Here is a 7,772-nt window from a genome sequence, read left to right on the forward strand (position 1 = left end):
TAATTAACGATATATATTTGAAGGGAGATTATATTTATGTTTAAAGAATTTAAAGAATTTATATCAAGAGGAAATGTAATGGATCTTGCAGTTGGAGTTATAATTGGAGCTGCTTTTGGAAAAATAGTAACTTCATTAGTTGATGACATAATTATGCCTATTATTGGAATAATTTTAGGGAAAATTGATTTTTCAAATTTAAAATTAGTTATTACGCCTGCTAACGGGTCTACTCCAGAAGCTGCAGTAAAATATGGATTATTTATTCAAAATGTAGTTAATTTCTTTATTATGGCTTTTGTTATCTTTCTTATGGTAAAATTTGTAAATAAATTAAGAAAACCTGCTACAACTGAAAAACCAGCTGAACCTGAACCAACAAAAGAAGAAGTATTATTATCTGAAATCAGGGATATTTTAAAAAATAAATAATAAAAATTATAATTTATGAACGGAATAGAAAAAATTATTCCGTTTAATCTTTTTTTGAATTTAATATTAAAATTATTTAAAAATTTAAATTAAAATATTATGGAGGTTATTATGGATTTTGAAAATAATAAAAATGAACAACATCATTCAAATCATAATATAGAAGAGTTAGACAGAATAAGAAATGAAGTAACAAATAATTCCAGCAATTCAAATTTTAATGAAAATATAAATGGCTCGATTACCTTAACTCTAGATGATCTAACTGTAAAAAATATGAGATTTATGGCAACAGTAATAAAAATTTTATCAGTTTTAGGAGTTATTGTAGGAGCTTTCCAAATATTAATACTATTTCTTGGAATTTTTACTATTATAATTTCAATCAAATTTTTTAAATCAGCAAATGCTTTGGAAGATACACTTATTATGAAGGATGGAGAACAATTAAAAACGTACTTCAATGAACAGTCCAAAGCCTTAAAATTATATATTATCTTTATAATAGTTGGTATTATTATTGGTATTCTTTTTTATGGATTTCTTATGGTATGTGTAATAGCTGCTTTAGCCAATGATACAATCTTATAAACAGTTTTATTTAAAATGAGAGTATTAAAATTTTATGTAAATATATATAATTTAATAAATATGAATTTCAAACTATAATTACACAAAAAATTTATACTCTCAATTGTTATTTTTAAATTTTAATTTTAAAATTTATCGAAAAAGCGCGAGCGGCTGCGGGCAGGTTTCATGAAATTTCATTAAATTTCAGATCCGCCCGCGCCGCTATAAAATTTTATAAATTTAAAGCTAAATTTAAAAGGATAATGGATGAAAGTATTACTGATCAAAGACGTTAAGGGGCTCGGAAAGGCGGGCGAGGTAAAGGAGGTCAAGGACGGCTACGGCAATAACTTCTTAATCGGGAAAGGCTACGCCAAAGCCGCTACGACTGAGGTTTTGCGTAAATTTGAAGCGGATAAGAAAAAGCAAGCCGAGCTTGAAAAATATGAGGTCGCAAGCTTGCAGAAACTAGCCGAGGAGCTAGCCAAGATCCGCGTAAAGATCGAAAAGCAGACGGGCGAGAGCGGCGCACTTTTCGGTTCGGTGACCAAAGATGAGATCGCAACCGCGCTAAAAGAGCAAAAGGGGATCGAAATCGATAAGAAAATTTTAGAGACCGAAGCCATCAAAACGACCGGGATCTACGACGTAAATGCCAAGCTAAAGCACGGTATAAGCGCTAAATTTGAGATAGAGGTGGCTAGTGTTTGAAGCGACTACCATTTTAGCCTACAAAGGCGCGAAGGGCTCCGTCATCGGCGGCGACGGGCAGGTTACGTTCGGAAACACCGTCCTAAAAGGCAATGCGACTAAAATTCGAAAAATCGGCAAAGAGGGTAACGTCTTGGCAGGCTTTGCGGGCAGCACCGCCGATGCGTTTAATCTTTTTGATATGTTTGAAAAGTGCTTAGATGGCGCAAAGGGTGATCTTTTAAGGGCCGTGATAGAATTTAGCAAGCAGTGGCGCAAGGATAAGTATCTGCGAAAGCTCGAAGCGATGATGCTGGTACTGGACCGCAAAAATATCTTTCTGCTTAGCGGCACGGGCGACGTGGTAGAGCCGGATGACGGCAAGATCGCGGCGATCGGAAGCGGCGGAAATTACGCTCTTAGCGCGGCGCGAGCTTTGGATAAATTTGCAAGCTTAGACGAAGAGGAGCTCGTAAAGCAAAGCCTTAAGATCGCGGGCGAGATTTGCATTTACACGAACGAAAACATCAAAACATACGCAATTTGGGACGAAAAGAAATGATGACGCCAAAGCAGATTGTAGAAAAATTAGACGAATATATAATCGGGCAAAATAGTGCCAAACGCACGATAGCGGTGGCTTTGCGAAATCGCTACCGCAGAATGGCGCTTGAAGATGAGATGAAAAACGAGGTGATGCCCAAAAACATCCTGATGATCGGCTCTACCGGCGTAGGTAAGACCGAGATCGCGCGCAGGCTTTCGAAGATGTTCGGACTTCCTTTTATCAAGGTCGAGGCGAGCAAATACACCGAGGTGGGCTTCGTGGGGCGCGACGTGGAGAGCATGGTGCGCGATCTGGCCGCCGCGTCGGTAAATTTAGTGCGCGGCGAGGAATTTGAAAAGAACAAAGACAAGATCGATGATTATATCAAGCGTAAAATTTTAGAAAAAGTCCTTCCGCCGCTTCCGCGCGGCGCGAGTGAGGAGAAGATCGCAGATTATGAAAAAAGCTACGAAAAGATGGCGGCTAAGCTCGAGCGCGGCGATCTGGACGATCTTAGCATCGAGATTGAAGTAAGCGAAAACGCGCTTGAATCAAATCCGAATTTACCGCCCGAGATGGCGAATATGCAGGAAAGCTTCATCAAAGTAATCGGAATTTCGACACGCAAGAGCAAAAAAGAGATGAAAGTAAAAGACGCCAAAGTTGCCCTTAAAAGCGAGGCTAGCGAGAAGGTCTTAGATATGGAGAGTATCAAAGCCGAAGCCGTTAGGCGCGCGCAAAACGAGGGTATCATCTTTATCGACGAGATCGATAAGGTGGCGGTTTCAAGCGGCAATAGCGGTAGGCAGGATCCGAGCAAAGAGGGGGTGCAGCGCGATCTGCTTCCGATCGTGGAGGGTAGCAGCGTAAGCACGAAATTTGGCAATATTGACACCGATCACATCCTTTTTATCGCCGCGGGCGCCTTTCATATCAGCAAGCCGAGCGATCTCATACCCGAGCTTCAGGGGCGCTTCCCGCTTCGCGTCGAACTCGACGGCTTAGACGAGGCGGCGCTGTGCGAAATTTTAACCAAGCCAAAAAATTCGCTTCTTAAGCAGTACTCGGCGCTTTTAAAAACCGAGGGCGTGGAGTTGGAATTTAGCGAGGACGGGGTTAAAGCGATCGCGAAATTTGCGGCGAGCACGAACGAAAAAGTCGAAGACATCGGCGCTAGAAGGCTGCATACGATAATGGAAAAGGTGCTTGAGGATATCAGCTTCGAAGCGGATAAGTTTAAAGGGCAAAAGATCGTCGTGGATGAAAAGCTCGTAAGCGAAAAGCTCGCAGGCATCGCAAGTGACGAGGATCTGGCGAAATATATTTTATAAGGCGGCGCGACAGCTACTCTTAGAATTCTGCGGAGCCGCGGAATTTTGCGGTTTTTAAATTTGCAAAGCGCTAGAATTTTAGGTTTGAGATTTGGCGAAATTTTAAAAATGCGCAGAATTTAATCCTTTTAAATTTGGCGATACTTTGAAATTTTAAGTCTGTAAAATTTCAGGAATGATCTAAATTTTATGCAGTGCTGACTATATATAATGTCGGCGTGGGATAAAATTTAAAATTTCGTAGATAATTTACGAAGTTGCAGGATTCGCGGCTCGCGAGATTTAAAGTGGATAGAATTCTGCGCCGAGGCGGGTAAAATTTATCGCTATCGCGCGGCTTGAAATTTTAAATTTTACCCACTTATGTGATGGCAGAATTTCAAAATTTAGCCGCTCGTGCAAGAGCCAGCCTGCGCAAAACGAGATTTTAAATTTGCTTGCTATGGTTTAATGCCCCAGTCGCAAGCAGGATAAAATTTTATAAATTTAAGGAAAATATGAAAAGCGGATTTGTAACGCTCATCGGGCGGACCAATGCAGGCAAAAGCTCGCTGTTAAACTATCTCTGCGGCGAGAAAATTTCGCTCGTCTCGCACAAGATCAATGCCACGCGTCGCAAGATTAACGGCATCGCGATGAACGGCGCAGATCAGGTGATTTTCACGGACACGCCGGGGCTGCACGAAAGCGCCAAGCTGATGAATAAGCTGATGGTCGAAGTGGCGCTCGGGGCGATTGAGGGCTGCGATTTGGTGCTATTTTTGGCGCCCGTGCACGACGATACCGCGGAATACGAAAAATTTTTAAATTTAAACCCCAGCACCAAACACATCGTTATTCTAACCAAAATAGACGAAGCAAACGACGAAAAGATCGTGCAAAAGCTGCTGCAATATCAAAAATTTGCCGATAAATTCGAAGCGATAATCCCCGTTAGCATCAAAAAAAAGGTCTATAAAAAGCAGGTTTTAGACGAAATTTGTAAAATTTTGCCCGAGCATGAGTACTTTTACGATCCCGAAATTTTAAGCGCAACCAATGAGCGTGAAATTTATCGCGATTTCATACTTGAGGCGATCTTTGAGAGTATGAGCGACGAGATCCCGTATTGCAGCGATGTCGTGATGGAAAAAGTGGTCGAAAAACCGGGTCTGATCTCGGTATATGCGCGGATCATAACGGACAGCAATTCACACAAAGAGATGTTGATCGGCAAAAACGGCGAGGCGATCAAGCGAATCGGAATTCGAGCCAAAAAGTTAATTTCAAATTTTTCTAAGGTCAAAATTTACTTAAAATTAACAGTTTTTGTAAAAAAAAGCTGGAAAAATGACGAATTTAGGGTAAAAACTGATTTTATCTATTGACATTTTATTTTATTTCTATTAGTATTAGCAGCGTAGAAAATTTCATTTGGAAGTGGAGTGTTATGGCAAAGAATAGTAAAAATGCTAGTTCGATTGTTGCGATTAACAAAGTCACGCAAACCATATTCGGTCTAAGTGAGAATGAAGTTTTCGAGCACGACTTCTCAAAAGCGAATCGTGCGAAGGAAACTTACGTCTCATATATTCCGTATAAGGATATAATGACTGCGACGGTCGAGATAAGCAGATCGGTAGAGGACGCGGATCTTTTAGATGCGATCGTCGTTAAGGTGTATGAGGAGCTGGGGCTTGACACCGCTTTGGATTACAAAATCACCTATAGTGAGGTAATAGGCGCTACCGGTGACGATAGAATTTTTAACGTCTTCGTCGTAGATAATGCCAAACTCACTTCTGAATTTGATGCGATCGCTGCTAGGACGAACTACATCGATTACATCGCGATGGCTCCGTTTTTATACGAGGGCTTGTATAATAGAGGCGTTCTGACCCGAGACGGAATCGATTGTTTCATATATTTGCAACGAAATGATGCATTTTTAGTAGTGTATCAAAATGGCGAATATTTTCAATCCCGCCAGGTAAGATACAATCTAAAATTCTTGCACGAGAAATATGTCGAGCTGATCGGCAGCAGGATAGATGAGGAGAACTTCTACAGACTGCTCTCTAATCAAGGTATAAATTTAGAAAATCCGACCGAACGCGATTATATGATACAGATCTTCGATGATATGTTTTATTATATCAATGACGTGTTGGGCGGTATTAGCAAAATTTATAACGTTAATATCCAAAACGTCTATGTCGGAACGGATATCGGCAAAATTCCTGCGATAGAGGTTTTTGTAGAGAATAATCTGAAGCTAAGATATAGAGATTTTAACTTCAGCATCGCTATCAATGCGAAGGAATATCCGCTAACTCAATTAGACGTGTTGATGTTTTTAGTCGGCCAGGATTATTTGGCTACCAAAGACGACGATCACAACTACTCGCCGTTTATGAGACCTCCGCCTTTGACTCAAAGATCAACCGGCAAGCTGATAGGCTATATGCTGCTAGGCTGCTTACTTGGGGCTGCGTATCCTGCGTATAACTTCGGCTATGGATATTATAATAATATGGTAGCTGATGATAAAACTAGCGAATATAAAGGTTTAGAGGAAAAGATGGGTCCCGCTAGAGATGAAAGTGCGCGTTTGGATAAAGAGACTAAAGAGGTAAATGCCCAGGCTACTAAGAGTGGTAAGGAGCTTAACGACAGGCGCGAACTAATTAACGCTATCTCAGATAAGAAAAACAATTACGCCATGAAAGGCGTTTCTATTTTCGAGCTAACCAATATGGTTGTTAAAAATAAGGGCAATATGGTTAGGATCGGTGATGAGAATAGGACTCTAACTGTTCAGGTGCGCACCAAAAACGATAAGCAGATGACCGAGCTTTTAGAGGATATCAGTAAAAAAGAGGTGTATGGCGTGGATACCAAAACAATCGCACTACAAGAGGGTAATAAAACCGTCTTTTACGATAGTAATATCAGTGTGGAGGTTAAATAATGAAAAAGAAAAGTTCATTAGATCAACTTGATCAATGGTTTGCCTCCAAGGGAAATAGTGCAAATAACTATTTTTACATAGCTTTGTTGTTTGTAGGTTTGGTAGCTTACTTTATTTTGAGTAACTATGCGGATCCGTATTTAGAAGAGAGCGAAACAAATCTAAGTACTGCCACGACTAAGCTTGAGGGCGCACAAAGAGAGTATAACGAGTTTTTTGGTGGTGATCCTGAGGCTTTTGTTAATAATAAACGCAATATCCTCAATGGTGCTAGGACCAACCTTAACAATATTATTGAAGAGCGTGGGTATCTAGACGGCAAGCTAAAAGAAATTTCAAAGCTTACCTATAATGAAAAGAACTGGGCTAAATTTATGGATAGCCTTTCAACGATCGCAGAGAATAACAATATTAAAATTTACGCTATTCACAGCGATAGAAGAGAGCCTAGCATCAAACAAATTTTTCAGCCTGAGGCTTTGCTGGATATAGATGTGAAATTTGAAGGAGCATTTTCGAACGTCCTTAGGTATATCAACCTTATTGAACAATCGGAGATGATCGTAGATGTAAATAAGATGGATATCAATGCCACTAAAAATGGCAAAATCGGTGGAAGCATCGGTATATCTATCTGGGGAGTAAATTACTAATGAAAAAGTTAATTTTATGCTCTTTGCTACTTTCTACTGCTCTATTTGCTGTAGATAATAATCAGACGGTGGCGCCTAGTAATGGAGCCTATAAAGCTAAATACGATGCGATATTCGATGATCTTAGTAAGCCTAGAGTGGGTCTTAGCGATGAGCAGATAGCTTCTTTGCAAGATCCGTTTTATCCTAAAGAAGCCAATGTGCCTAGAGAAGCTAATCAGCAGGTGGATCTAGGTTATCAGCTAGTAGGTATTATGGGCGATAAGGTTAAGCTAAACGATAAGTGGTATGGTTTGGGCGAGTATGTAGTCTCATATAAGATCGTGCAAATAACGGGCAATAGCGTTATTATTACCAACGACGATGAAAATAAAGTCGAACTAACACTAAAACAAGGAAGTCAAAATGTCATTATTACATATAAGTAAAAAGTTTAGCATAGCTGCTATGCTTGCTTTGTCTGTTACGGCTGCTAGTCTATATGCCGCTCCCGCAACTGCAGGTAACTGCGATAGAAAGGCGCTAAATATTAAGATTAACGATACCGTTACGCTAAACGAGATGCTAACTCAGCTATCCGATATGTGCCGCTTTTC

At 40.2% G+C, this 7,772-nt stretch carries 9 protein-coding genes and 1 pseudogene; all 10 read left to right on the top strand.

Features of this window, described 5'->3' with window-relative positions; all coding sequences use genetic code 11:
• The first annotated feature begins 30 nt into the window (after positions 1 to 30).
• Positions 31 to 432: a large-conductance mechanosensitive channel protein MscL gene (gene mscL, locus Q0236_RS07640; RefSeq protein WP_036060140.1), complete on the top strand. Its 402-nt coding sequence runs from the start codon at positions 31 to 33 to the stop codon at positions 430 to 432.
• 111 nt (positions 433 to 543) lie between these two features.
• Positions 544 to 1,023 (top strand): DUF5362 family protein, encoded by a 480-nt coding sequence (locus Q0236_RS07645; RefSeq protein ID WP_018498078.1) that lies wholly within the window; start codon positions 544 to 546, stop codon positions 1,021 to 1,023.
• A gap of 249 nt (positions 1,024 to 1,272) precedes the next feature.
• Positions 1,273 to 1,716 carry a 50S ribosomal protein L9 gene (gene rplI, locus Q0236_RS07650; RefSeq protein ID WP_297880930.1) on the top strand — a complete coding sequence of 148 codons (444 nt, stop codon included), beginning with the start codon at positions 1,273 to 1,275 and terminating at the stop codon, positions 1,714 to 1,716.
• On the top strand, positions 1,709 to 2,257 hold the full coding sequence (gene hslV / locus Q0236_RS07655; RefSeq protein ID WP_297916616.1) for an ATP-dependent protease subunit HslV: 549 nt from the start codon (positions 1,709 to 1,711) through the stop codon (positions 2,255 to 2,257). Before rplI ends, hslV begins: the two co-directional genes overlap by 8 nt.
• Positions 2,254 to 3,573, top strand: a complete 1,320-nt coding sequence (hslU, locus tag Q0236_RS07660; protein WP_297916618.1) for an HslU--HslV peptidase ATPase subunit — start codon at positions 2,254 to 2,256, stop codon at positions 3,571 to 3,573. The genes hslV and hslU overlap by 4 nt, the downstream gene beginning before the upstream one ends.
• Before the next feature lie 497 nt (positions 3,574 to 4,070).
• Positions 4,071 to 4,940 carry a GTPase Era gene (gene era, locus Q0236_RS07665; protein ID WP_297916620.1) on the top strand — a complete coding sequence of 290 codons (870 nt, stop codon included), beginning with the start codon at positions 4,071 to 4,073 and terminating at the stop codon, positions 4,938 to 4,940.
• Between the two features lie 62 nt (positions 4,941 to 5,002).
• Positions 5,003 to 6,523 carry a hypothetical protein gene (locus Q0236_RS07670; protein ID WP_297916621.1) on the top strand — a complete coding sequence of 507 codons (1,521 nt, stop codon included), beginning with the start codon at positions 5,003 to 5,005 and terminating at the stop codon, positions 6,521 to 6,523.
• Positions 6,523 to 7,176 (top strand): hypothetical protein, encoded by a 654-nt coding sequence (locus tag Q0236_RS07675; RefSeq protein ID WP_297916623.1) that lies wholly within the window; start codon positions 6,523 to 6,525, stop codon positions 7,174 to 7,176. Before Q0236_RS07670 ends, Q0236_RS07675 begins: the two co-directional genes overlap by 1 nt.
• A 68-nt stretch (positions 7,177 to 7,244) precedes the next feature.
• On the top strand, positions 7,245 to 7,604 hold the full coding sequence (locus tag Q0236_RS07680; RefSeq protein ID WP_297916625.1) for a hypothetical protein: 360 nt from the start codon (positions 7,245 to 7,247) through the stop codon (positions 7,602 to 7,604).
• A pseudogene (locus Q0236_RS07685) lies at positions 7,582 to 7,772 on the top strand (pilus (MSHA type) biogenesis protein MshL); the annotation flags it as partial. The gene Q0236_RS07680 and the pseudogene Q0236_RS07685, both read left to right, overlap by 23 nt.

This window comes from uncultured Campylobacter sp. (assembly GCF_938031315.1).
Lineage (GTDB): Bacteria > Campylobacterota > Campylobacteria > Campylobacterales > Campylobacteraceae > Campylobacter_B.